Source organism: Streptomyces sp. CWNU-52B (assembly GCF_047444975.1).
Classification (GTDB): domain Bacteria; phylum Actinomycetota; class Actinomycetes; order Streptomycetales; family Streptomycetaceae; genus Streptomyces.
Genome location: NZ_JBLFJV010000006.1, coordinates 140,859 through 163,058 on the forward strand (window position 1 = coordinate 140,859; position 22,200 = coordinate 163,058).

Annotated in this window: 19 protein-coding genes; 13 read left to right on the forward strand and 6 right to left on the reverse strand. The window is 71.1% G+C overall.

Translation table 11 applies throughout. From position 1 onward, the window contains the following. The first annotated feature begins 55 nt into the window (after window positions 1-55). Complete coding sequence (locus ACLVWQ_RS08040; RefSeq protein WP_414107533.1) at window positions 56-793, forward strand: ferritin-like fold-containing protein; 738 nt, start codon at window positions 56-58, stop codon at window positions 791-793. Window positions 794-1,007: 214 nt separating this feature from the next. On the opposite strand, the gene ACLVWQ_RS08045 is transcribed toward ACLVWQ_RS08040, so the two are convergent. The 4 genes from ACLVWQ_RS08045 to ACLVWQ_RS08060 all read right to left on the reverse strand — a co-directional run bounded on the left by ACLVWQ_RS08045 (window position 1,008) and on the right by ACLVWQ_RS08060 (window position 2,924). After that, complete coding sequence (locus tag ACLVWQ_RS08045; protein ID WP_414107534.1) at window positions 1,008-1,274, reverse strand: hypothetical protein; 267 nt, start codon at window positions 1,272-1,274, stop codon at window positions 1,008-1,010. A gap of 186 nt (window positions 1,275-1,460) precedes the next feature. Beyond that, window positions 1,461-1,688, reverse strand: a complete 228-nt coding sequence (locus tag ACLVWQ_RS08050) for a DUF3107 domain-containing protein (RefSeq protein ID WP_414107535.1) — start codon at window positions 1,686-1,688, stop codon at window positions 1,461-1,463. Between the two features lie 165 nt (window positions 1,689-1,853). Continuing rightward, window positions 1,854-2,495, reverse strand: coding sequence for a TetR/AcrR family transcriptional regulator (locus ACLVWQ_RS08055; protein ID WP_414107536.1), 642 nt, complete (start codon window positions 2,493-2,495; stop codon window positions 1,854-1,856). A 204-nt stretch (window positions 2,496-2,699) separates the two neighbouring features. Further along, a complete protein-coding gene (locus ACLVWQ_RS08060) occupies window positions 2,700-2,924 on the reverse strand; it encodes a hypothetical protein (protein WP_414107537.1) in 225 nt (74 codons plus the stop codon). 310 nt (window positions 2,925-3,234) lie between these two features. Here ACLVWQ_RS08060 and ACLVWQ_RS08065 point away from each other — a divergent pair, with 310 nt between their 5' ends. The 12 genes from ACLVWQ_RS08065 (at window position 3,235) to moeZ (ending at window position 18,684) form a co-directional block, all read left to right on the forward strand. Beyond that, window positions 3,235-4,260 carry an alpha/beta fold hydrolase gene (locus tag ACLVWQ_RS08065; RefSeq protein WP_414107538.1) on the forward strand — a complete coding sequence of 342 codons (1,026 nt, stop codon included), beginning with the start codon at window positions 3,235-3,237 and terminating at the stop codon, window positions 4,258-4,260. 440 nt (window positions 4,261-4,700) lie between these two features. Next, the gene (locus tag ACLVWQ_RS08070; RefSeq protein WP_414107539.1) at window positions 4,701-5,996 is read left to right on the forward strand and encodes a DUF3152 domain-containing protein; all 1,296 of its coding nucleotides are present in this window, start codon (window positions 4,701-4,703) and stop codon (window positions 5,994-5,996) included. 157 nt (window positions 5,997-6,153) lie between these two features. Then, window positions 6,154-6,246 (forward strand): Ms4533A family Cys-rich leader peptide, encoded by a 93-nt coding sequence (locus ACLVWQ_RS08075; protein ID WP_318658070.1) that lies wholly within the window; start codon window positions 6,154-6,156, stop codon window positions 6,244-6,246. A 166-nt stretch (window positions 6,247-6,412) separates the two neighbouring features. Then, on the forward strand, window positions 6,413-8,140 hold the full coding sequence (locus ACLVWQ_RS08080; RefSeq protein WP_414107540.1) for an ABC transporter substrate-binding protein: 1,728 nt from the start codon (window positions 6,413-6,415) through the stop codon (window positions 8,138-8,140). A 17-nt stretch (window positions 8,141-8,157) separates the two neighbouring features. Beyond that, on the forward strand, window positions 8,158-9,321 hold the full coding sequence (locus ACLVWQ_RS08085) for an ABC transporter permease (RefSeq protein WP_414107541.1): 1,164 nt from the start codon (window positions 8,158-8,160) through the stop codon (window positions 9,319-9,321). Beyond that, entirely contained in the window at window positions 9,318-10,316 is a 999-nt protein-coding gene (locus ACLVWQ_RS08090; RefSeq protein WP_414107542.1) for an ABC transporter permease, read from the forward strand. Before ACLVWQ_RS08085 ends, ACLVWQ_RS08090 begins: the two co-directional genes overlap by 4 nt. Further along, the gene (locus ACLVWQ_RS08095; RefSeq protein ID WP_414107543.1) at window positions 10,313-11,995 is read left to right on the forward strand and encodes a dipeptide ABC transporter ATP-binding protein; all 1,683 of its coding nucleotides are present in this window, start codon (window positions 10,313-10,315) and stop codon (window positions 11,993-11,995) included. Before ACLVWQ_RS08090 ends, ACLVWQ_RS08095 begins: the two co-directional genes overlap by 4 nt. Before the next feature lie 190 nt (window positions 11,996-12,185). Continuing rightward, entirely contained in the window at window positions 12,186-14,087 is a 1,902-nt protein-coding gene (locus tag ACLVWQ_RS08100; RefSeq protein WP_414107544.1) for a DUF3492 domain-containing protein, read from the forward strand. Further along, window positions 14,084-15,595 (forward strand): hypothetical protein, encoded by a 1,512-nt coding sequence (locus tag ACLVWQ_RS08105; RefSeq protein WP_414107545.1) that lies wholly within the window; start codon window positions 14,084-14,086, stop codon window positions 15,593-15,595. The genes ACLVWQ_RS08100 and ACLVWQ_RS08105 overlap by 4 nt, the downstream gene beginning before the upstream one ends. Window positions 15,596-15,745: 150 nt before the next feature. Further along, on the forward strand, window positions 15,746-16,705 hold the full coding sequence (locus tag ACLVWQ_RS08110; protein ID WP_414107546.1) for an NAD-dependent epimerase/dehydratase family protein: 960 nt from the start codon (window positions 15,746-15,748) through the stop codon (window positions 16,703-16,705). Then, window positions 16,693-17,442: a spherulation-specific family 4 protein gene (locus tag ACLVWQ_RS08115; RefSeq protein ID WP_414107547.1), complete on the forward strand. Its 750-nt coding sequence runs from the start codon at window positions 16,693-16,695 to the stop codon at window positions 17,440-17,442. Before ACLVWQ_RS08110 ends, ACLVWQ_RS08115 begins: the two co-directional genes overlap by 13 nt. Window positions 17,443-17,505: 63 nt before the next feature. Beyond that, the gene (gene moeZ / locus ACLVWQ_RS08120; protein WP_414107548.1) at window positions 17,506-18,684 is read left to right on the forward strand and encodes an adenylyltransferase/sulfurtransferase MoeZ; all 1,179 of its coding nucleotides are present in this window, start codon (window positions 17,506-17,508) and stop codon (window positions 18,682-18,684) included. 191 nt (window positions 18,685-18,875) lie between these two features. On the opposite strand, the gene ACLVWQ_RS08125 is transcribed toward moeZ, so the two are convergent. Together ACLVWQ_RS08125 and ACLVWQ_RS08130 are read right to left on the reverse strand one after the other, a co-directional pair. Next, the gene (locus ACLVWQ_RS08125; RefSeq protein ID WP_414107549.1) at window positions 18,876-20,417 is read right to left on the reverse strand and encodes an alpha/beta hydrolase; all 1,542 of its coding nucleotides are present in this window, start codon (window positions 20,415-20,417) and stop codon (window positions 18,876-18,878) included. A gap of 167 nt (window positions 20,418-20,584) precedes the next feature. Continuing rightward, a complete protein-coding gene (locus ACLVWQ_RS08130; protein WP_414107550.1) occupies window positions 20,585-22,147 on the reverse strand; it encodes an alpha/beta hydrolase in 1,563 nt (520 codons plus the stop codon). Window positions 22,148-22,200: the final 53 nt, after the last annotated feature.

Here is a 22,200-nt window from a genome sequence, read left to right on the forward strand (position 1 = left end):
CACACTGATTGACCAGGGCCTTACACCGTGCGGCGAGCGGGCTATTGTGCGCTTCATGACGACGCCTGACAACGCCACCGACGCATCCGCCGAAGACACCGCGGTCGCCGCCCAGGACTGGGCCAGGGCCTCCGTCGATCCCCAGTACCGTGCCGCGGTCGTGGATCTGCTCGGAGCGCTCGCGTACGGGGAGCTGGCGGCGTTCGAGCGGCTGGCGGAGGACGCCAAGCTGGCGCCGACTCTCGGGGACAAGGCGGAGCTGGCGAAGATGGCCTCGGCGGAGTTCCACCACTTCGAGCAGCTCAGGGCCCGGCTCACCGAGATCGGGGCGGAGCCGACCGCGGCGATGGAGCCGTTCGTGGCCGCGCTCGACGGGTTCCACAAGCAGACGGCTCCGTCGGACTGGCTGGAAGGGCTCGTCAAGGCGTATGTCGGCGACTCGATCGCCAGTGACTTCTACCGGGAGGTGGCGGCGCGGCTCGACGCCGATACGCGGCTACTGGTGCTGGCGGTCCTCGACGACACGGGGCACGCGTCGTTCGCCATCGAGAAGGTGCGGGCCGCGATCGACGCGGATCCGCGGGTGGGGGGGCGGCTCGCGCTGTGGGCGCGGCGGCTGATGGGGGAGGCCCTGTCGCAGTCCCAGCGGGTGGTCGCCGACCGGGACGCTCTGTCGACGATGCTGGTCGGTGGGGTCGCGGACGGGTTCGATCTCGCTGAGGTGGGGCGGATGTTCTCGCGGATCACGGAGGCGCACACGAAGCGGATGGCCGCGTTGGGGCTGGCCGCCTGATCTTTTCGCGCCGGGTTCGCTGTGGCTGGGTGCGCGGTTCCTCGCGCGCCCCTGGCCGGGCTGATGCCTGATTCTTCGGCTGCGGGTGCGCTGTGGCTGGGTGCGCAGTTCCCCGCGCCCCTGACCTGGGCTGGTGGCTGAGTCTTTGGCTGCGGGTGCGTTGTGGTTTGGTGCGCGGTTCCCCGCGCCCCTTTGGTCTTTGGTGGGGCTGGGCTCAGACCGTTGCTGAGTGGTGGAGTCTTGGCGTGGGGCGCAGGAGCAGGGAGACGGAGGCTGCCGAGACGGCTGTCGCTCCGAGCATCACCGGCAGGAAACCCACGGATCCGAGAGCCGTGTGGGTCAGGAAGGCGCCGAAGAGGCCGCCTGCGACGCCGGTCGGCAGGACGATCCGGCGGGTCGGGAGGCGGTGCGCCAAGCGGTGTGCCACCGCCAGCGCCAAGGCCAGACCGAGCATGGCGGAGCCGAGCGCTTCCAAGATCATCAGGGGGTCCCTCCCGCACGGCCGTGTGCACTTCGGTCGTAGGCCGTCATACCCGTGACCTGCGGAATGCAATCCTCCCGTGTGGATGAGTTGTGACCCATCTGTGAAGCACACCGCGCGTGGGCCCCGCATGAGAAAGGGGCCCGGCGGCCGATGCCGCCGAGCCCCTCCTCCACGCCCTGAGCCCTACAGCGCGCTGAAGCCCACCTTGCGGGTCGTCGGCTCGCCGAGCTCCACGTAGGCCAGGCGGTCCGCCGGGACCAGAACCTTGCGGCCGTGGTCGTCCACGAGGCTGAGCAGCTGCGACTTGCCTGACAGCGCCTCGGACACCGCGCGCTCGACCTCTTCCGGGGTCTGACCGCTCTCCAGAACGATCTCGCGAGGCGCGTGCTGCACGCCGATCTTGACCTCCACGGCTATGTCCCTCCGACGGTCACTGATGTGCGCGTTCGTCCGCGCCGTACGCAGCACACATTAGCCCGGTGCGGGGACGTACATGCTCCGCCCGGGAACGCCAAGAGCGAACACCCCGCGGGAACAAAACGGCGGTCGTCGGTGATCCGCCGAGGCCGGCCGCGGTCAGTGGTGCTCGCTGCCGTGCAGTGGGAAACCGGCGATGCCGCGCCAGGCGAGCGAGGTCAGCAGGTTCACCGCCTGCTCGCGCGGCACACTGCGGTCGCTGTGCAGCCAGGAGCGGGCCACCACCTGGGCGAGTCCGCCCAGCCCCGAGGCGAGCAGCATCGACTCCGCCTTGGACAGGCCGGTGTCCTCCGCGATGACCTCGCAGATCGCCTCCGCGCAGCCGAACGTGACCCGGTCGACCCGTTCACGCACCAGGGGCTCGTTCGTCAGGTCCGACTCGAAGACCAGCCGGAAGGCGCCGCCGTCGTCCTCCACGTACGCGAAGTAGGCGTCCATGGTGGCCTGCACACGCAGGCTGTTGTCCGTGGTGGACGCCAGCGCGGCTCGTACGGCCTGCAGGAGCGACTCGCAGTGCTGGTCCAGCAGGGCCAGGTACAGGTCGAGCTTTCCGGGGAAGTGCTGGTAGAGCACCGGCTTGCTGACGCCCGCGCGTTCGGCGATGTCGTCCATCGCGGCCGAGTGATATCCCTGCGCAACGAAGACTTCCTGGGCGGCGCCGAGGAGCTGATTGCGTCGGGCACGGCGCGGCAGGCGTGTGCCCCGCGGGCGTGCTGCCTCTGTCTGCTCGATGGCTGTCACGCCGCCTCCCAAAATCGTCCACATGCGGTGAGCGCCGCGCGGCCATCGTACTTTTCGGTAACCCTGGTGTGCGCGGTGCGAGCGGAGAATTTCACGGACCGGACGCCGGTGAAACAGTGCAGATCGCGCCATACGGGGGCACGGTGGGCTCGCGGGTCTCCCGATGTTCTCCGGTGTTCTCCCGACGGGCGCCCCCGGGAGGCTTCAGCGGTAGTCGTCCTCGTCCAGTTCCACGACCCTCGCCTGTTCGGCGAGGTCCGCCTCGCTGGCGCTGTCCGGGTCCGCGTCGGTGAGTGAGTCGTCGCGTCGCGGCGCGAGGTCCGCCTGCTGCTCGGCGGCGTCGGCCTCGGGGGCCTCCACGCCGATCTCGGTCCCGTCGGGGTCGTCCGTGTCCTCAAGTGCCTCGGGGTCGGTGGGGTCGACAGTCATATGTCCTCTTCCCGGGCGGTGCGAGTGCGCTCTTGCACGAGGACGAGTTCCCACGACCTCGTTCACGAAGCGTATGAGACCTGGCAGGAGGGCGCTACGCGATCGGGCCGCCGCCGACGACGGCCCGGGAGCCGCCGAGGCCGGGGAGTGGCCGACGGCCACCCGGGTGGTGCGGGCCACCGTTCAGGGGGCGGCCGGTGGTCCCGGCGGCGGCCGACCGGCCCACTCGCTGTGGTACGCCCGGGTTGTGGTTGCTCCTGTGATGGCGAACACACGATCCAGTGCGTGATCGTCTCGTAACATTGCCCGCATGTCTTCGACCGAACTGCCCTCAGTGCTGGCCACCTCCGTCGCGCCGAAGGTCAGTTCCGTCAGGGTCGCGGCGGGGGAGCGGCTGCGCGAGGTCGGGCTCCCCGGGGTCACGCTGACGGTCCGTTCGAGGCCGCCGGCCAGGGACGGGCTGCCGCCCGCGCTGTACGTACACGGGCTGGGCGGTTCCTCGCAGAACTGGTCGGCGCTCATGCCGCTCCTGGACGGCCTCGTGGACAGTGAGGCCGTCGACCTGCCGGGCTTCGGCGACTCACCGCCGCCGGACGACGGCGACTACTCGGTGACCGGGCACGCCCGCGCGGTCATCCGCTATCTCGACGCGGCCGAGCGCGGTCCCGTGCACCTCTTCGGGAACTCGCTGGGCGGGGCCGTCACGACCCGTGTCGCCGCGGTACGGCCCGACCTCGTCCGCACGCTCACCCTGGTCTCGCCCGCGCTCCCGGAGGTCTGGGTGCAGCGCAACGCGGTGCCGACGGCGCTGCTCGCCCTGCCCGGCGTGGCGCCCCTGTTCACCAGGCTCACCAGGGACTGGTCCGCCGAGCAGCGGGTCCGGGGCGTCACCGCGCTCTGTTACGGGGACCCCGGCATGGTCACGCCGGAGGGCTTCCGCAACGCGGTCGAGGAGATGGAACGGCGGCTGGCCCTCCCCTACTTCTGGGACGCCATGGCACGTTCGGCGCGCGGCATCGTGAACGCGTACACCCTGGGCGGCCAGCACGGACTGTGGCGCCAGGCCGAGCGGGTGCTCGCGCCTACACTTCTCGTCTACGGGGGCCGCGACCAACTCGTCTCGTACCGTATGGCCCAGCGTGCGGCGCGTGCCTTCAGGGACTCCCGGTTGCTGACGTTGCCTGACGCGGGCCATGTGGCGATGATGGAATACCCGGAGTCCATAGCCGTGGCCTTCCGTGAAGTCCTCACGGACACAGGTGAGTTGGCAGACATCGGCGCCACTGGCGCCACCGGCACGACTGGCACGACCGGTACTACCGGCGCGAGGAGCTGAAGCGGCACGTGGGACGTCACAGCCGGCGCAAGTCCGCCCCCAAGGGCGACGCCGCCGACCCGCCCGCGGTCCCGGCTGCCCGGCCGGAGGCCGAGAGGCAGCCGGGGACGAGCACGAGCGCGGGGACTGGCGCGAGCGCCGGGGCGACAGGGGCAGGGGCATCCGCTCGGGGGATGCCCGGCCTGCCTGAAGGATGGGTTCCGCAGGGGCCAGGAGGCCCGTCCGGTCAGGGAGTTCCCCGTTCCGGAGGTCAACTGCCCGGAGGCGGACCGCGGACGGGTGGTGCGCCCCGGCTTCCCGACGGCACACCCGCACACGGATTTCCGCGCCTGCCGGACGGCGGGACGCCCGCCCATGGCTTCCCCCGGCTGCCGGACGGGACGCCGGCCCACGGTTTCCCGCGGTTCCAGGACGGCACTCCGGCCCACGGCTTCCCGCGGTTGCCCGACGGCACCCCGGCACAGGGTTCCCCCGTACAGGGTGCGCCGCGTCGCGCCGACGGCACCCCGGCTCACGGCACGCCCCGAGTCCGCGGTGGGCACCCCGAGCAGCGGGAGCCCGGCGGCGGCTGGGGCGAGACGAGGGCGGGCACGGCCGGGCACGGAGGTTCCCAGGCGTTCCGGCAAGGACCTCAGCAAGGACCAGGAGGACGCCCGGCTGCCGGTGGGCGCTACGCGGCGGCGACCGGCGGGCCCCGGCAGGCCTACGTCGACGCCTTCAGTGGGGACGACGACACCGTCGCGCCCCGCACGGCCACCGCGACGGCGGCGGCACTCCGCGCCGATCCCTTCGCCCCCGTCGCCGACCGGGACGAGGAGACCGGCCACAAGGCGTCGCCGTCCCGGGGGCCGAAGGCGCCCGAGGGCGGGTCGGGCTCGGGCCCTGACGCCGGCGCGGGCAACGACGGCGAGGACGACGACAAGGACAAGGGCGGTAAGGGCCGGGCCTTCACCGGTATCGCGGCCGCCGCCGTCATCACCGTGCTGGCCGTCGTCGTGGCCGGTCAGGTGGCCGACGGCGGTGGCAAGGGCTCCGCGGGCACGCAGGCGGCCGGTGGCGCCAACCGGGGGAGCAAGGACTCCGTGGCACGCACCGACAAGCGCTCGGTCCCCTCCACGAAGCCGAGTGTGGCCACGCTGTCGTACGCCCAGCAGATGGCGGTGAAGTACCCCCTGGCGGCCGACCTGGAGGGCGGCAGGAAATTCGAGGCGGTTCCCGGCCTCGACAAGGCGCCTGGGAAAGGGCGGAAATACACCTATCGCGTCGATGTCGAGAAAGCCCTCGGCCTCGACGGAGAGCTTTTCGCGCAGGCCGTTCAGAAAACCCTCAACGACCAGCGGAGCTGGGCCCACGACGGCGGCCGCACCTTCGAGCGGATCTCCTCCGGCAAGCCCGACTTCGTGATCACGCTCGCCAGTCCCGGCACCACCGCCTTCTGGTGCGCCAAGTCGGGCCTCGACACCACCCAGGACAACGTCTCCTGTGACTCGGCCGCCACGGACCGCGTGATGATCAACGCGTACCGCTGGGCGCAGGGCTCCGAGACGTACGGGGACAAGATGTACGCGTACCGGCAGATGCTGATCAACCACGAGGTGGGCCACCGGCTCGGCTTCGGCCATGTGAGCTGCAGTGTCGACGGCGGTCTCGCCCCTGTCATGCAGCAGCAGACCAAGTTCCTGAACCACGACGGGATCACCTGCCGGCCCAACCCCTGGCCCTTCCCCGGCAAATGACCGGGGCGGGCGCCCCACCGACCAGGGACGGGCGAGCGACGGTCCAGGGGTGCGGCCGGGGGTGCGGCCGAGCAGCGGTCGCGGGACAGCCGCGGGACGGTCGCGGCACGAACATCTCACATTGACACCCGGGAAAAGTTCGTTCATATTTTCACGCATGTCGCCTCGTCACATCTCCGCACGCGCAGCCCTTGAGCTGGCGCTGTTCGGTGTGACCGCGCTCTGCGTCGCCGACATTCACTGTCGCTGACCCTCGCCCCTGGCGCGCGTCGGCGTTCCCTCGCTTTCCACCGGTACCGCGATGACGGTGCCGGGTGATTTCCGGCGTGCCCTCGGGGCGATCTCGCGTTTCCTCCCGCCCGCCGCGCCCTGTTTCGCGCGCGGCATTCGCCGAATTCTCCGAGGGGTTTCCTCCCATGCGTCGATCGTCCGTCAGAGCGCGCCGTCTGGCCGCCGTGTCCGTGAGCCTTGTCGTGGCAGCGGGTGCAGCCGCCTGTGGGCCGGAGGACAACGATGCCAAGGCCGACAAGTCCGGTGGCGCGGGCGCCGAGCCGAGCAAGGGCGGCACCCTCACCGTCCTCAACTCCAACCCGCAGCAGGACTTCGACCCCGCCCGGCTCTACACCTCCGGCGGCGGCAACGTCCCGTCTCTCGTCTTCCGTACGCTCACCACGCGCAACCGCGAGGACGGAGCCGAGGGCGCCGAGGTCGTGCCCGACCTCGCCACGGACACCGGCAAGCCCAGCAAGAACGCGACAGTGTGGACGTACACCTTGAAAGAGGGCCTCAAGTACGAGGACGGCACCGCGATCACCTCGGCCGACATCAAGTACGGCATCGAGCGCTCCTTCGCCGCCGAACTCTCCGGCGGCGCGCCCTACCTGCGGGACTGGCTGATCGGCGGGGCCGACTACCAGGGGCCGTACAAGGACAAGAAGGGCCTCGACTCGATCGAGACGCCCGACGACCGGACCATCGTCTTCCATCTCGACAAGCCCGAGGGCGAGTTCCCCTACCTCGCCACGCAGACGCAGTTCGCGCCCGTTCCGAAGGCCGAGGACACGGGCACGAAGTACGAGGAGCACCCCGTCTCGTCCGGCCCGTACAAGGTCGTCAAGAACGAGAACGACGGCGAGCGGCTGCTCCTGGAGCGCAACACGCACTGGTCCGCGACGACGGACGCCGAGCGCAAGGCCTACCCCGACAAGATCGACGTACGCTCCGGGCTCGACTCGTCCGTCATCAACCAGCGGCTGTCCTCGTCGCAGGGCGCGGACGCCGCCGCGGTGACCACGGACACGAACCTCGGCCCCGCCGAACTCGCCAAGGTCAGCGGTGACAAGACCCTCGCGGCCCGGGTGGGCACCGGGCACTTCGGCTACACGAACTACATCGCCTTCAACCCGAAGGTGAAGCCGTTCGACGACCCCAAGGTGCGCCAGGCGATCTCGTACGCCATCGACCGCACCTCCGTGATCAACGCGGCGGGCGGCTCCTCGCTGGCCGAGCCCGCGACGACGTACCTGCCGGACCAGAAGTCCTTCGGCTACACGGCGTACGACCACTTCCCGGCGGGCAAGTCAGGCAACGCGGCCAAGGCCAAGGAGCTGCTGAAGGAGGCGGGTCATGCCGACGGCCTCACGGTGACGCTCACCCATTCCAACGCCAAGGACTTCGAGACCAGCCCCGAGATCGCCACCGCCGTCCAGGACGCGCTGAAGAAGGCCGGTATCACCGTCAAGCTCCAGGGCCTGGAGGACAACGACTACAAGGACAAGATCCACGGCGCCAAGACCGAGCCAGGCTTCTTCCTCGCGCACTGGGGTGCCGACTGGCCCTCGGGCGGTCCCTTCCTGGCCCCGATCTTCGACGGCCGGCAGATCGTCGAGGACGGCGCCAACTTCAACACCGGCTTCCTCGACGACAAGTCGGTCAACGCCGAGATCGACGCGATCAACAAGCTGACCGATCTGGACGAGGCCGCCACCCGCTGGGGCGCGCTCGACAAGAAGATCGGCGAGCAGGCACTGACCGTGCCGCTCTTCCACCCGGTCTACAAGCGGCTGTACGGCAAGGACATCAAGAACGTCGTGATCAGCGACTGGACCGGCGTGCTGGACATCTCCCAGGCCGCGGTCAAGTAGAGCGGTGACGTAGAGCTGTGAGTGAAGTACTTGTCGCCTCCCAGGCCCCCGGGGCGGACCTGTCGGTCCTCCCGGGGGCCTCGGGGGCTCGTCAGTTCTGGCGGCGGCTGCGCGCACACCGCGCCGCCCTCGTCGCGGCGGCTGTCGTCGCGCTGCTCGTCCTGATCGCGCTCGCGGCGCCGCTGCTCACCGCGATCGAGGGCCAGGACCCGACGACGTACCACCCCGACCTGGTGGATTCCGCACGCGGCGGGGTGCCCGTCGGATCGTTCGGCGGCATCAGCGGCGACCACTGGCTCGGCGTGGAGCCGCAGACCGGACGCGACCTGTTCGCGCGGCTGGTGTACGGGGCCCGGGTCTCGCTGGGTGTCGCGCTGGCGGCGACGGTCGTACAGATCGCCATCGGTGTGGTGGTGGGTGTCGCGGCCGCGCTCGGGACCCGGTGGGTCGATCAACTGCTGAGCCGGTTCACCGACATCATCGTCGCCCTGCCGCTGATGATCATGTCGCTCGCGCTGCTCGCGATCGTGCCGGCGAGTTTCCCGCGGCCCGTGCTGGTCGCCCTCGTCATCGGTCTGATCGCCTGGGGCAACATCGCGAAGATCGTGCGCGCGCAGACGCTCACGCTGAAGGGGCTCGACTACGTCTCCGCCGCCCGGCTCAGCGGCTGGGGAACCTGGCGGATCGCCCGCCGCGAACTCCTGCCGGGACTGGCCGCGCCGGTCATCACGTACGCCGCGCTCCTCATCCCGTCGAACATCAGCGTGGAGGCCGCGCTGTCCTTCCTCGGCGTCGGTGTGAAGCCGCCGACGCCGTCGTGGGGGCAGATGCTCACCGCCGCCGACGTCTGGTACCAGGCCGCACCGCAGTACCTACTGTTGCCGGCGGGCGCGCTCTTCGTGACCGTGCTCGCGCTGACGGTCCTCGGCGACGGGGTGCGGACGGCCCTCGACCCGCGCGCGGCCTCGCGGCTGCGGGTGGGCACGGGGCGCCGACAGGAGGCCAAGGCCGACAAGGCTGCCGGGATCGGCAAGGCTGCCGGGACCGGCAAGGCTGCCGGGACCGAGAAAGCTGCCGGAACCGAGAAGGCTGTCGAGACCGGTAAGGCGGACAACGCTGTTGTGGGGGCCGGTGGGGCTCGGGATTCGGCGGGCGGGCCGGAGCGGGGAGGTGCCTCATGAGCGGGTTCACGGGGTTCGTCCTGCGCCGGGTCGTCGGCACCCTGGTCACGCTGCTGGCCATCTCGGTGGTCATCTACGTCATCTTCTACGTCACCCCCGGCAACGTCGCCCAGATCACCTGCGGCCCGCGCTGCTCGCCCGCCCAGGTCCAGCAGGTCTCCGACCAGCTGCATCTCGACGACCCGCTGTACACGCGCTACTGGCACTTCCTGGATGGGCTCGTCGCCGGCCAGGACTACTCGACCGGCACCTCGGTGCAGCACTGCCCGGCGCCCTGCCTCGGGCTGTCGTACCAGAGCGACCAGCAGGTCACGAAGCTGATCCTGACGAAGCTGCCGGTCAGCCTGTCGCTCGTGTTCGGGGCGATGGTGATGTGGCTGATCCTCGGCGTCGGCACGGGTGTGCTCTCGGCGTGGCGGCGCGGCCGGCTCACCGAGCGGGTGCTGACCGGCATCACGCTCGTGGGCGTGGCCACGCCGGTGTTCGTCATCGGCCTGGTCCTGATGATCGTCGTCTGCGGCGAACTGGAACTGCTGCCCTTCCCGCAGTACGTGAAGCTCACCGACGACCCCGAACAGTGGGCGTGGAACCTGCTGCTGCCCTGGCTCTCGCTCGCCCTGATCGAGGCCGCCGCGTTCGCCCGGCTGACCCGGGCGTCGATGCTGGAGACGCTGGCCGAGGACCACATCCGGACCTTCCGCGCGTACGGCGTCGGTGAGCGCTCGATCATCGGGCGGCACGCGCTGCGGGGGGCGTTCGCCCCGGTCATCGCGCTGAACGCCAACAACGTCGGTTCGGCCGTCGGGGGCGCGGTGCTCACCGAGACGCTCTTCGGCCTGCCCGGCATCGGAAGGGAACTGGTCCACGCCGTCGACGTCGTCGACCTTCCCGTGGTCGTGGGGATGGTCCTGGTCATCGGATTCTTCGTCGTCATCGCCAACGCCCTCGCGGACGTGCTCTACGCGGTGGCCGACCGACGGGTGGTACTCGCATGAGCCTGGTCGAAGTCACCGGACTCACTGTCGGGTTCGGCGGGCTGCGCGCTGTCGACGGGCTCTCCTTCCGGCTGGAGAGGGGCGCCGCGCTGGCCCTGGTCGGCGAGTCCGGCTCGGGCAAGTCCACGGTCGCCTCGGCCCTGCTGGGGCTGCACCGCGGCACGGGCGCGCGGGTCGGCGGCTCGGTCGACGTCGCCGGCGTCGACGTACAGCGGGCGTCGGAGGACGAGCTGCGGCGGCTGCGCGGGGCGGGGGCCGCGATGGTCTTCCAGGACCCGCTGTCGTCCCTCGACCCGTACTACGCGATCGGGGACCAGATCGCCGAGGTGTACCGCGTGCACACGCGTGCGTCGCGGCGAGCGGCACGCGCGCGTGCCGTCGAGGTACTGGACCGGGTCGGCATCCCGGACGCGCGGCGGCGGTCGCGCGCGAGGCCGCACGAGTTCAGCGGCGGGATGCGCCAGCGCGCCCTGATCGCGATGGCGCTGGCCTGCGAACCCGAGCTGCTGATCGCCGACGAGCCGACCACCGCGCTGGACGTGACCGTGCAGGCGCAGATCCTCGATCTGCTGCACACGCTGCGCGAGGAGACCGGGATGGGGCTGCTGCTCGTCACGCACGACGTGGGCGTCGCGGCCGAGAGCGTCGACGAGATCCTCGTCATGCGGCACGGGCGCGTGGTCGAACACGGCCCTGTCGCCACGGTCCTCGGGAAGCCCGCGGAGTCCTACACCCGCGAACTGCTGGGCGCGGTTCCGCGCGTGGACGCGCCGCGTACGGCATCCGCCGTGAGCGCGCCGGGCACGGCGGCTGTCTCACCTGTCTCTTCTGCCTCTCTCACCTCTCCCGTCTCCGCCGTCTCTGCCGGCCCCGCGGTCTCCGGCGACGAGGTGGCGCTGGAGGCCGTCGGGCTGCGGCGCGAGTTCGGGCGCGGCAAACGGGCGTTCGCGGCCGTCGACGACGTGTCGCTCACGGTCCGCCGGGGCGAGACGCTCGGCATCGTGGGGGAGAGCGGCAGCGGCAAGACGACACTGGGCCGCATGCTGGTCGGGCTGCTGGAACCGACGGCGGGGACGATCAGCCCCGGCGGTGGCGTACGCCCCGACGTGCAGATGGTCTTCCAGGACCCCGTCTCCTCCCTCAACCCCCGGCGCAGCGTGGGCGAGTCGATCGCCGACCCCCTGCGAGCACGGGGAGAGCGCGACGAAGGGCACATACGGGGGCGCGTACGGGAACTGCTGGAGCGAGTCGGGCTCGAAGGGGCCCACTACGACCGCTACCCGCACGAGTTCAGCGGCGGCCAGCGGCAGCGCGTGGGTATCGCGCGGGCCCTCGCCGCCGACCCGCGCGTCATCGTGTGCGACGAGCCGGTCTCCGCGCTCGACGTCACCACCCAGGCGCAAGTGGTCGCCCTGCTCGACGAACTGCGCCGGGAACTCGGCCTCGCCCTGGTCTTCGTGGCCCACGACCTAGCGGTCGTACGCCAGGTCAGCGACCGGGTCGCCGTGATGCGCCGCGGCAGGATCGTGGAGTACGGACCCGTCGACGAGGTGTACGAGTCGCCGCGGGACCCGTACACGAAACAGCTCCTCGCCGCTGTTCCCGCGCTGGATCCGGCGGTCGCCGCCGCCCGTCGGGCGACCCGCAGGACCGCCCGCCAACAACTGGCCGCGGTATGACGAAACGTGTTCGGTTGATCTCTTAGCGCGACGGAACGCGACCCGCACGGAAAAGTTACGACCGTTCACCCCTTTTGGTGGTGCGACGGACAACCGTCCATCGCACCACCGCCTTGTCCGCATACGTTCGTCCCGCTGCGAGCCGCCGGGTCAACGGCGGCTCCCCATACGGGAGATCGGGGGTGCGCTCGTGCGCATCGGACTGCTTACGGAGGGTGGCTATCCGTATGTGAGCGGTGAGGCCAGGCTCTGGTGCGACCGGCTTGTGCGCGGGCTCGGACAGCACGAATTCGACATCTACGCCCTGAGCCGTAGCGAACAGCAGGAGGACGAGGGCTGGATCCAGCTCCCCTCCCAGGTCAGCCGCGTACGCACCGCCCCGCTATGGACGGCGGACGACGACGGCGTCGGTTACGGGCGACGGGCCAGGCGGCGATTCGCCGAATGCTACGGGGAGTTGGTGGCGGCCATATGTGCGGGCGACGCGGTCGACGACGCGCTTGACGGTGGTCCGGGCGCGTCGAGGCACTCAGGTGCCTCGGGTGTCTCCGGCGCTTCGGATGCCTCGGCCGGTGTGGCAGGCGTGGTCGGCGTGGCCGGTGTGGCGGACCGTTTCGCCAGGGGGCTGTACGGGCTCGCCGAACTGGCCCGGGACGAGGGCGGCCTGGTGGGCGCCCTCCGCTCGGAGACCGCCGTCCGCGCCCTCGAACGCGCCTGCCGTGCGCCCGGCGCACTGCGCGCCGCGCGCACCGCACGCGTGCCCGATCTGCTCACCGTCGCCGCCCAGGTGGAACGCGCGCTGCGACCGCTCTCCCTCGACTGGTACGAGGACGACGGGCTCGACGCGGTCGACCTGTGCCACGCCACCTCCGGCGGCGCCGCGGCCCTGCCGGGCCTGCTCGCACACCACTTCTCGGGCATACCACTGCTTGTCACGGAGTACGGCGTCCAGCTGCGGGCGCACTACCTGGGCCCGCGTGAGGACGCGGCGGGGCACGCGGAGTCGGCTCCGACGCGGGCGCTGCTCGCGGCGTTCCACGGCCGGCTCGCCGCGGAGGCGTACCGGCAGGCCGCGGTCATCACCCCCGGCAACACGCATGCCCGCCGCTGGCAGGAGCGCTGCGGCGCCGACCGGACCAGGATCCGCACCGTCTACCCGGGCATGGAGGCGTCCCGCTTCGCCGAGGTGGGCGAGAGCGCCGACTGCGCCGATCCCGACACCCTGGTGTGGGTCGGCCGCATCGAGCCCGCCAAGGACCTGACCTCGCTGCTGCACGCCTTCGCGGAGATCCGCAAGGAGGAGCCGAAGGCACGCCTGCGGATCGTCGGCGCCCCGGCGGACGGGCCGGACGGCGCCACATATCTGGCGCACTGCAAGGCGCTGGCCGCGCAGCTCTTCCCCGACGAGGCCGACGGCGTACACGCCGTCGGCGACAACCCCGTCTCCTTCGAGGACATCGGCGGCCCGGAGGTGCCGACCCTCCCCGAGGCGTACGCGGCGGGTTCCCTCGTCGTCCTGTCCAGTGTCGTCGAGGGCTTCCCGATCAGCCTCGTCGAGGCGATGTTCTCCGGACGCGCCACGGTGTCCACGGACGTCGGCGCGGTCGTCGAGGTCATCGGCGGTACGGGACTCGTGGTCCCGCCGCGCAATCCGCGGGCGCTCGCCCAGGCGTGTGTCACCCTGCTGCGCGACCCCGAGCGCCGGTCGCGCCTCGGCGCCGCGGCTCGCGCCAGGGCGCTCGAACTGTTCACCGTCGAACAGAACATCACGGCATTTCACAGCATTTACCTTGAGATCGTCTCCCGTTGTCCGGTCCGGCGGGTCGCCGTCGATGAATCGGGTGAACCGCTTCCGTTCGCCATACCCGCCGAGGCGCATGTGCCGGGCCGGTGGTCGGAGTCCGGGACACGTCTGGTGGCCGGACGGCCGGGGCCGACATGGGCGGCGGGACCACCGGTGCGGGGCGTTCCCCTGGGGTCCCTGGGGCCACTGGGGCTTGCCTCGGCGTCCACCGCCTCCACCGCGTCCACCGCGTCCACCGCGTCCGCCGTCTCCGGCGAACCGGTGCCCGTGGGGGAGGGGGCGTGGTGAGCGCGCGACGGATCGGGGACGTGGACCGGGTCGACGCTCCGGCGAGTCCGGGTGCCTGGGACGCACGGTCCGAGGCGTGGCTGACCGGCCGGCAGGACGTGGACGCCGAGGTGGGCGAGACGAAGGTGGTGGACGTCCAGCCGGGCGAAACACGCGTGGTGGACATCCAGCTGGGCGAGGCGCGAATCGCCGCCGCCCGGAACGCGTGGGACGCGGTGACGGTCACGGCGGAGCCCTCCCCGCCCGACGAACAGCCTCTGCCACAGAGCCCGGGGCCACAGATTCAGGGTCCGGCTTCGTCGTCGGTGCCGGCTTCGCCTTCCGCCCCGGCTCTCGCTCGGGGCGCGGCACAGTTCGGCACGCCCGTCGCCTCCGACCGTATGCCCACCGCCCCCTCGACCGAGACTCCCTCCGTCCGCCGCGGGGCCGCGGACCCGGTCAAGGCACTCATGCACCGCCATCGTGAACTCTGCGAGCGCGCGGTGGACCCGCTGGAGATCGCGGCGGGTCTTGAGGCCCACGGGGTCACCGACCGGACCGCCACCCGCTACCGGCACCGGGACGTCTTCTCGCTCGCCGAGGAGATGTACGCCCGCGTACCCCGCGCCGGGGACACGGCCGCGCGCTCCGAGGCACCCGACATCCCCAGGGCGCGCGCCGACTGGGCCGTACGCGCGCTGCTGCCGGGCGCCCTGTGCGCGGCGGTCGTGGCCGGGCTGCGCTACACGGAAGGGCGCCCGCGCCTCGCGGTGACCGTCGGGGGCGTACTCGTCGTGGCGCTCGCCCTGCGCGCCGCGCTCGGCCGTGGCCCGCTGCACGCCGCACGGGCGTGGACCCCGACCGGGTTCACGCGGGCGTGGACCTGCTGGCTCGTCGCCTACGCGCTCCTCGGTGACGGCATGCTCTCCGCGGGAATCGAGGGCGGTCCCGCCGGCCTGCCCACCGGCGGCCCCGACAGCCCCTGGCCCATCGCCCTCGCGTCCGTCCTGGCGCTCACCGCGGCCTGCGCCCCGGCCGCCTGGTGCGCGCACCTCTTCTCCGTACGCGCCCGGCGCCGGCTCGCAGGCAGCCGAGCCCTGGAGGAGTTCGCCGCCTCCGTGCGGCCACTGCTCCTGGGCGTGTTCGGGCTGTTCCTCTGTGCTCTGGGCGGCCTCCTCGCCCTGAGCGGGGCGGTACTGGACGAGCCCGCCGCCTACGCCGGAGCCGGCGCCCTCGGCGCGCTCCTCCTGCTCGCCAGGCTTCTCACCGTGCACGGCTTCACGCACGCACCCGCCGTCGTCGTCGCGTCCGCGGGCGTGGCGGAGACAGCGGCGCTCGTGAGCGTCTACGCGGGCCGCCTGCCCGGCTGCCGGGTGCTGGCCGTGCCCGTCGAGACCGTGACCGACGCCTGGGGGGCGGGCGCGGTCCCGGCTCTCGTGTGCGGGGGAGCGGCGCTCGTCCTGCTGCTCCACGCGACCAGGACCCTCACCCGGGCCTCGGCCCACGCGGTACGCGGCGAAACGCCGTGAACCGCCACCGACTCTCGGCCCCCGGGCCGAGTGCACCCCTTCCCGCGGAGCCGACACCGCGGGCCTCCCGCACGACCCATGGCAAAACCCTGAAGGAGAACGCGAGATGATCACCCTCCGCATCGGAGAGTCCGCCCCGGGAGCCGCCCGATGAGGGTGCTGCTGATCGGAGCCAACGGATACCTGGGCCGGTTCGTCGCCGACCGCCTGCTCGCCGACCCGGCCGTGCAGCTCACCGCGCTCGGCCGGGGTGACGACGCGGACGTACGCTTCGACCTCGCCAGCGGCAGTCCGGGAGCGCTCACCCGTTTCCTGGACGCGGTGCACCCCGGGGTCGTCGTCAACTGCGCCGGCGCCACCCGCGGCGGCGCCCGCGAGCTCACCCGGCACAACACCGTCGCCGTCGCCACGGTCTGCGAAGCACTGCGCCGCAGCGGCTGCGGGGCACGCCTCGTACAGGTCGGCTGCAGTGCGGAGTACGGCCCCAGCCAGCCCGGCTCCTCCACCGCCGAGGACGCCGTGCCCCGCCCCGGCGGCCCCTACGGCGTCAGCAAGCTCGCCGCCACCGAACTGGTCCTCGGATCCGGCCTGGACGCCGTCGTCCTGCGGGTGTTCTCGCCCGCCGGACCCGGCACCCCGGCGGGCTCCCCGCTCGGGCGTCTCGCCGAGGCCATGCGCCGCGCCATGCAGTCCGGCGACGGCGAACTCAAGCTCACCGGCCTCGGCGTCCAGCGCGACTTCATCGACGTACGCGACGTCGCCCGTGCCGTCCATGCCGCCTCCCTCTCCGCCGCACAGGGCGTCATCAACATCGGATCCGGTCGTGCCGTACGGCTGCGCGACACCGCCTCCGTCCTCGCGCGCGTCGCCGGATACGGCGGAGCCCTCCACGAGGTCGACGGACCTTCCGGCCCCTCCAGGCCATCCATCGGCCACCCCCGCTCCGAAACAGAGCACACGGCCCCGGCCACGTACCCCTACCCGGACGGCTGCGGCAGCTGGCAGCAGGCCGACGTGCGCACCGCACGCGACCGGCTCGGCTGGCGGCCCCGGATCAACCTCGAGGAATCCCTCGCCGACATCTGGATGGAGGCCGCGTGCCGTATCTGACCAGCACAGCGAAGGGCACCGCGAGCACGGACCTGCGGATCGGGTTCGGTGTCCCCGGATATGCCCACCCCCTGGTCGCCCCGGTCGAATGGCGCGAACTCACCCGCCCCGGAACCCCCTTGCACTGGGTCGTCCTGAATGTCTCCGACGGCCCCGGAGCGCGCCCCGACCCCCACTGCCTGGAAGCCGCCGGACGCCTGCGCAACGCGGGCGTCCGCGTCCTCGGCCACCTGGACGTGACCTACGGCGCACGCGCCTTCGGTGAACTCGTCTCCGACGCGCACCGTCATCTCGACTGGTATCAGGTCGACGGCTTCTTCCTGGACCGCTGTCCCAGCGAGCGGACAGCGCTCCCGGAGATCCGGCGCACCGCCGCCACCCTGCGCGCCCTCCTGGGGGACGGCCACATAGTCCTCGGCCACGGCACACACCCGTATCCCGGATACGCCGAGACCGCCGACCAGTTGGTGACCTTCTCCGGGCCCTGGAGCGACTACCGCTGGTCGCAGGCGGCGGAGTGGACCGCCGCGTACCCGCCGGAGCGCTTCTGCCACCTCGTGCACGGTGTGCCCCGAGGGCATCTCGACGAGGCGCTGCGCATCGCCCGCTGGCAGGGCGCCTCGACGATCTACTTCACCGACCGCACCGACCACGGTGGTACGGCCGACCCCTGGACGAGTCTGCCCGGCTACTGGGACGAGATCGTCTCGCGGATCGGAACGGGTGTCTCGGAATGAAGAAGGGCGTGGCAGTGTTACTGGGAGAACAACCGTAGTGATTGACCGACCAACGGAGTCCCCGTGTCGCTGCCACCCCTGGTCGAGCCAGCTGCTGAGCTCACCGTAGACGAGGTCCGCAGGTACTCCCGCCACCTGATCATCCCCGACGTGGGCATGGACGGGCAGAAGCGGCTGAAGAACGCCAAGGTGCTCTGTGTGGGCGCCGGCGGCCTGGGCTCGCCGGCGCTGATGTACTTGGCCGCCGCGGGCGTGGGCACGCTCGGCATCGTGGAGTTCGACGAGGTCGACGAGTCGAACCTGCAGCGCCAGATCATCCACAGTCAGGCGGACATCGGCCGCTCCAAGGCCGCGTCGGCCCGCGACAGCGTCCTCGGCATCAACCCCTATGTGAACGTGGTCCTTCACGAAGAGCGGCTCGAAGCCGAGAACGTGATGGAAATCTTCAGCCAGTACGACCTGATCGTCGACGGCACGGACAACTTCGCGACCCGCTACCTGGTCAACGACGCGTGCGTGCTGCTCAACAAGCCGTACGTCTGGGGTTCGATCTACCGCTTCGACGGCCAGGCCTCCGTGTTCTGGTCCGAGCACGGCCCCTGCTACCGCTGCCTCTACCCGGAGCCCCCGCCCCCCGGCATGGTCCCCTCTTGCGCCGAGGGCGGTGTCCTGGGCGTGCTGTGCGCGTCCATCGGCTCCATCCAGGTCAACGAGGCCATCAAGCTCCTCGCGGGCATCGGTGAGCCGCTCGTCGGCCGCCTGATGATCTACGACGCCCTGGAGATGCAGTACCGCCAGGTCAAGGTCCGCAAGGACCCGGACTGCGCGGTCTGCGGCGAGAACCCCACCGTCACCGAGCTCATCGACTACGAGGCCTTCTGCGGCGTCGTGTCCGAGGAGGCCCAGGAGGCGGCGGCCGGCTCGACGATCACTCCCAAGCAGCTCAAGGAGTGGATCGACGACGGCGAGAACATCGAGATCATCGACGTCCGCGAGATCAACGAGTACGAGATCGTCTCGATCCCCGGTGCCAAGCTGATCCCGAAGGACGAGTTCCTCCTGGGCACCGCCCTGGCGACCCTCCCGCAGGACAAGAAGATCGTCCTGCACTGCAAGACGGGGGTCCGCAGCGCGGAGGTCCTCGCGGTCCTCAAGTCGGCCGGCTTCGCGGACGCCGTGCACGTGGGCGGCGGCGTGATCGGCTGGGTCAACCAGATCGAGCCGCAGAAGCCGATCTACTAGACACACCCTGTACGGAGTGGGGCTCGGCGCCATGTGCGCCGGGCCCCTTCCCGTTGCCCGGACGCGGATGCGGACGCGGGCGTGGGTGCGGGTGCGGACCGGGATGGGGGTGAGGGTGAGGGCGTCGGTACGGAGGGCTGGGGGCGCCGTGAGCCCCCTGAGCCCGCCGAACTTCCCGGGCCCGCCGAACCCTACGAACCGCAGACCTTGCCGTCGTCCGGCACCGATCCGTCCAGCAAGTAGTCGTCCACCGTGCTGTCCACGCAGTCGCTCCCGCTCCCGTACGCCCCGTGTCCCTCGCCCTTCCAGGTGAGTTGCACTCCGACGCCCTTGCCGAGCTCGTCCGCCATCTTGCGAGCGCCCTCGTACGGTGTGGCCGGGTCGCCGGTGTTGCCCACCACCAGGACGGGCTCCGCGCCGGGCGCGCTCACCTCCGGCGTCTCGTGCTGTCCGGCCACCGGCCAGTCGTGGCACCAGCCGGCCGTGTCCCAGCCCATCGAGTCCCCGAACACGGGCGAGATCTTGCGGAACTCGGCGAGCCGCCGCTTCGCCGCCGCGGCCGTCGGGCGGTCCTTGTCGTCCAAGCACGATATGACCCGTTGGGAATGCGTGGTCGTGCCGTAGCGGCCGGAGGCGTCACGGTCGTTGTAGCTGTCGGCCTGCGCGAGCAGTTCCGTACCGTCGCCGTCCTCGGCTGCTTCGAGCGCGCCGGTGAGGGCGGGCCAGGACGACTTGCTGTAGAGCGGGTAGATGATGCCGGTGAGGGCCAGTTGTTGTGAGAGGTCCCGGCCGCTAGCCGTCGGCAGCGGTTCGGAGTCGATCCGCTTCAGCAGGTCCGCGATCTTCCTGGAGCCTTGCTTCGGGTCCTGGCCGGTGGATTCGAGGTAGTCCTCCAGGGCGCGCTGGAAGCCTCTGGCCTGGTTCTCCGCGTGGCCCACCGTGCCGGCGGTCGGGTCGACGACGGCGTCGAGGACCAGCCGCCCCACGTTCTTCGGGAACAGGTGCGCGTACACGCCGCCCAGTTGGGTGCCGTACGAGATGCCGAAGTAGTGCATCTTCGCGTCGCCGAGGGTGTGCCGCATCAGGTCCATGTCCCGGGCGGTGTCGGTCGTCGAGACATGTCCGAGGAGCTTGCCCGCCGACTTCTGGCAGCCCTTGCCGAAGTCGGCGGCGTCCTTGAGGAACGCGGTCTCCTCGGTGGAGGTGTCCGGTGTGGTGTCGACCTCCTCGGCTGCCTGGATCTCCTTGTCGCTGCGACAGCGCACGCCCTCGCTGGCGGCGACGCCGCGCGGGTCCCAGCTGACCAGGTCGTACCGCTCGTGGAGCTTCGCGAACGTCGGCCCGTACGGCGGCAGGTAGTCGACGCCCGAGCCGCCCGGACCGCCGAAGTTGAACAGCAGCGAACCGATCCGGTCCTTCGAGGATCCGCTCGACTCGCTGCGGATCAGTGCCAGACCGATGGTCTCGCCCGTCGGTTTCGACCAGTCCAGCGGCACCTTGAGCGTCGCGCACCGCCAGTCCCCGCCCGGTGCGGGACCGGTCTCCGTGGCCCTGCAGTCGCCCCAGTCGAGCTTCTGCGAGGTGAGCGAGGCGGGCAGTCCCGGCATCGGGGCGGAGGCGGCCGTCCTGCCGTCGTTCTTGTCGTCCCCGTCGTCGCTCCCGGACGAACCGCTGCAGCCGGCCACCAGCAACGTGGCGGCGGCCAGTGCCGTCCACCGTGCGATACGCGCCATGAACTTCCCCCCTCGCATCGTCCTCCGCCGGATGCCGCGGATGACAGTCAGGCCATACTAGGCAGATCTCCACGAGCCACGTGAAGCCCTGTGGATAACCTTCTGACCTGCGGATTGGCGAGTTCGTTCCGGTATCTTCCGGCATCGTCCGGGAGCAGAGCGGGCTCTCAGGAGCAGACCTTGCCGGCCGTCGGAGCCTTGCCGTTCAGCAGGTAGCCGTTCACCGCGTCGCGCACGCACTTGTTCCCGCTGTCGTACGCGCCGTGCCCCTGCCCCTTGTACGTCAGCCCGACACCGACGCCCTTGCCCAGCGCGTCCACCATCTTCCGGGCACCCTCGTACGGGGTCGCCGGGTCGCCGGTGTTGCCGACCACCAGGATCGGTGCCGAGCCGGGCGCGCTCACGTCGGGATGGTCGGCGGCGCCCGCCACCGGCCAGTCGGTGCAGCCGACCATGCCCCACGCCAGATACTCGCCGAAGAGGGGAGAGGCCTTGCGGAACTCCGGGAGCTTCGCCCGTACGTCGGCGGGGGTGTAGCGGGGCTTGTCGTCCGCGCAGTTGATGGAGACGTTGGCGGCGCTGATGTTGCTGTACTCGCCGTCCTGGTTGCGCCCGTTCATCGAGTCGGACAGCAGCATCAGCACCTTGCCGTCACCGTCGTACGCCTGCTGGAGCCCCTCGGTCAGGTACTCCCAGAACTCCTGGGAGTACAGGGACTGCGCGATGCCGCTGGTGGCCGCGGTCTGGGTGAGCCGGCGGGGGAAGACGCCCGGGATCGGCTTGTTGTCGAGGTCCTTGAGCAGCTTGGCGATCCGGTCCTTCACGTCCTGCGCGCTGTCGCCGAGCGGGCACTCCTGCTTCTTCGACGTGCAGTCCTCGGCGAAGTTGTCGAGCGCGAGCTGGAAGCCCTCGGCCTGCCCGAGGGACCCCTGTTCGGAGTTCTGCGTCGGGTCGACGACCGCGTCGAAGACGGCCCGGCCCACCTTCTTGGGGAACAGGTGCGCGTACACACCGCCCAGTTCGGTGCCGTACGAGATGCCGAAGTAGTGCAGCCGGTCGTCACCGAGGACCTGGCGCATCAGATCCATGTCGCGGGCCGCGTCGGTGGTGCGTACGTGCGGGAGGACCTTGCCGGAGTTCTTCTCGCAGGCCTTGTTGAACTCCTTCGTGCTCTTCAGGAGGTTCCGCTGCTCGGCTTCGTCGTCCGGGGTGGCGTCCTGCTGGAAGTACTCGTCGAGCTGTTCGTCGTCCTCGCAGGTCACACCGGCGCTGCGGCCGACGCCGCGTGGGTCGAAACTGACCAGGTCGTACCGGGTGCGCAGTTGTTCGTAGTCCTGGCCGAACGCGGGGAGCGTGGTCACGCCCGAGCCGCCCGGACCGCCGAAGTTGAAGAGCAGCGAGCCGATGCGCCGGTCCTTGGCGCCGCTCGCCTCCGCGCGGATCAGCGCGAGCCCGATGGTGTCGCCCTTGGGTTTGTCCCAGTCGAGGGGTGCCTTCAGGGTCGCGCACTTCCACCGGCCGCCGTCCGGCAGGGGCGACGGGGCGTCTCCACCGCCTTCGGAGTCGGACGGCTCCGGGCAGGTCTTCCAGCTGAGCTTCTGCGCCGACAGAGCCTCGTCCGGGGCACCGGCGTCGGCAGAACTGTCGCCTCCGCATCCGGCGAGAGTCCCCAGCAGCAGGAGTGAGGTGGCGGTCAGAGCGGTGGCACGCAGCGGGAGAGGGTTCGGCATGCTCCCATCCTGAGGTCGCTCAGGGCGGGCCGCTCGGGGCGCGGGCCGTGCGG

Coding starts and splice junctions, on each gene's coding strand:
- ACLVWQ_RS08040 (WP_414107533.1), top strand. CDS start 56: ATGACGACGCCTGACAACGCCACCGACGCATCCGCCGAAGACACCGCG.
- ACLVWQ_RS08045 (WP_414107534.1), bottom strand. CDS start 1,274: ATGATCTTGGAAGCGCTCGGCTCCGCCATGCTCGGTCTGGCCTTGGCG.
- ACLVWQ_RS08060 (WP_414107537.1), bottom strand. CDS start 2,924: ATGACTGTCGACCCCACCGACCCCGAGGCACTTGAGGACACGGACGAC.
- ACLVWQ_RS08065 (WP_414107538.1), top strand. CDS start 3,235: ATGTCTTCGACCGAACTGCCCTCAGTGCTGGCCACCTCCGTCGCGCCG.
- ACLVWQ_RS08075 (WP_318658070.1), top strand. CDS start 6,154: ATGTCGCCTCGTCACATCTCCGCACGCGCAGCCCTTGAGCTGGCGCTG.
- ACLVWQ_RS08080 (WP_414107540.1), top strand. CDS start 6,413: ATGCGTCGATCGTCCGTCAGAGCGCGCCGTCTGGCCGCCGTGTCCGTG.
- ACLVWQ_RS08090 (WP_414107542.1), top strand. CDS start 9,318: ATGAGCGGGTTCACGGGGTTCGTCCTGCGCCGGGTCGTCGGCACCCTG.
- ACLVWQ_RS08095 (WP_414107543.1), top strand. CDS start 10,313: ATGAGCCTGGTCGAAGTCACCGGACTCACTGTCGGGTTCGGCGGGCTG.
- ACLVWQ_RS08110 (WP_414107546.1), top strand. CDS start 15,746: ATGAGGGTGCTGCTGATCGGAGCCAACGGATACCTGGGCCGGTTCGTC.
- ACLVWQ_RS08125 (WP_414107549.1), bottom strand. CDS start 20,417: ATGGCGCGTATCGCACGGTGGACGGCACTGGCCGCCGCCACGTTGCTG.
- ACLVWQ_RS08130 (WP_414107550.1), bottom strand. CDS start 22,147: ATGCCGAACCCTCTCCCGCTGCGTGCCACCGCTCTGACCGCCACCTCA.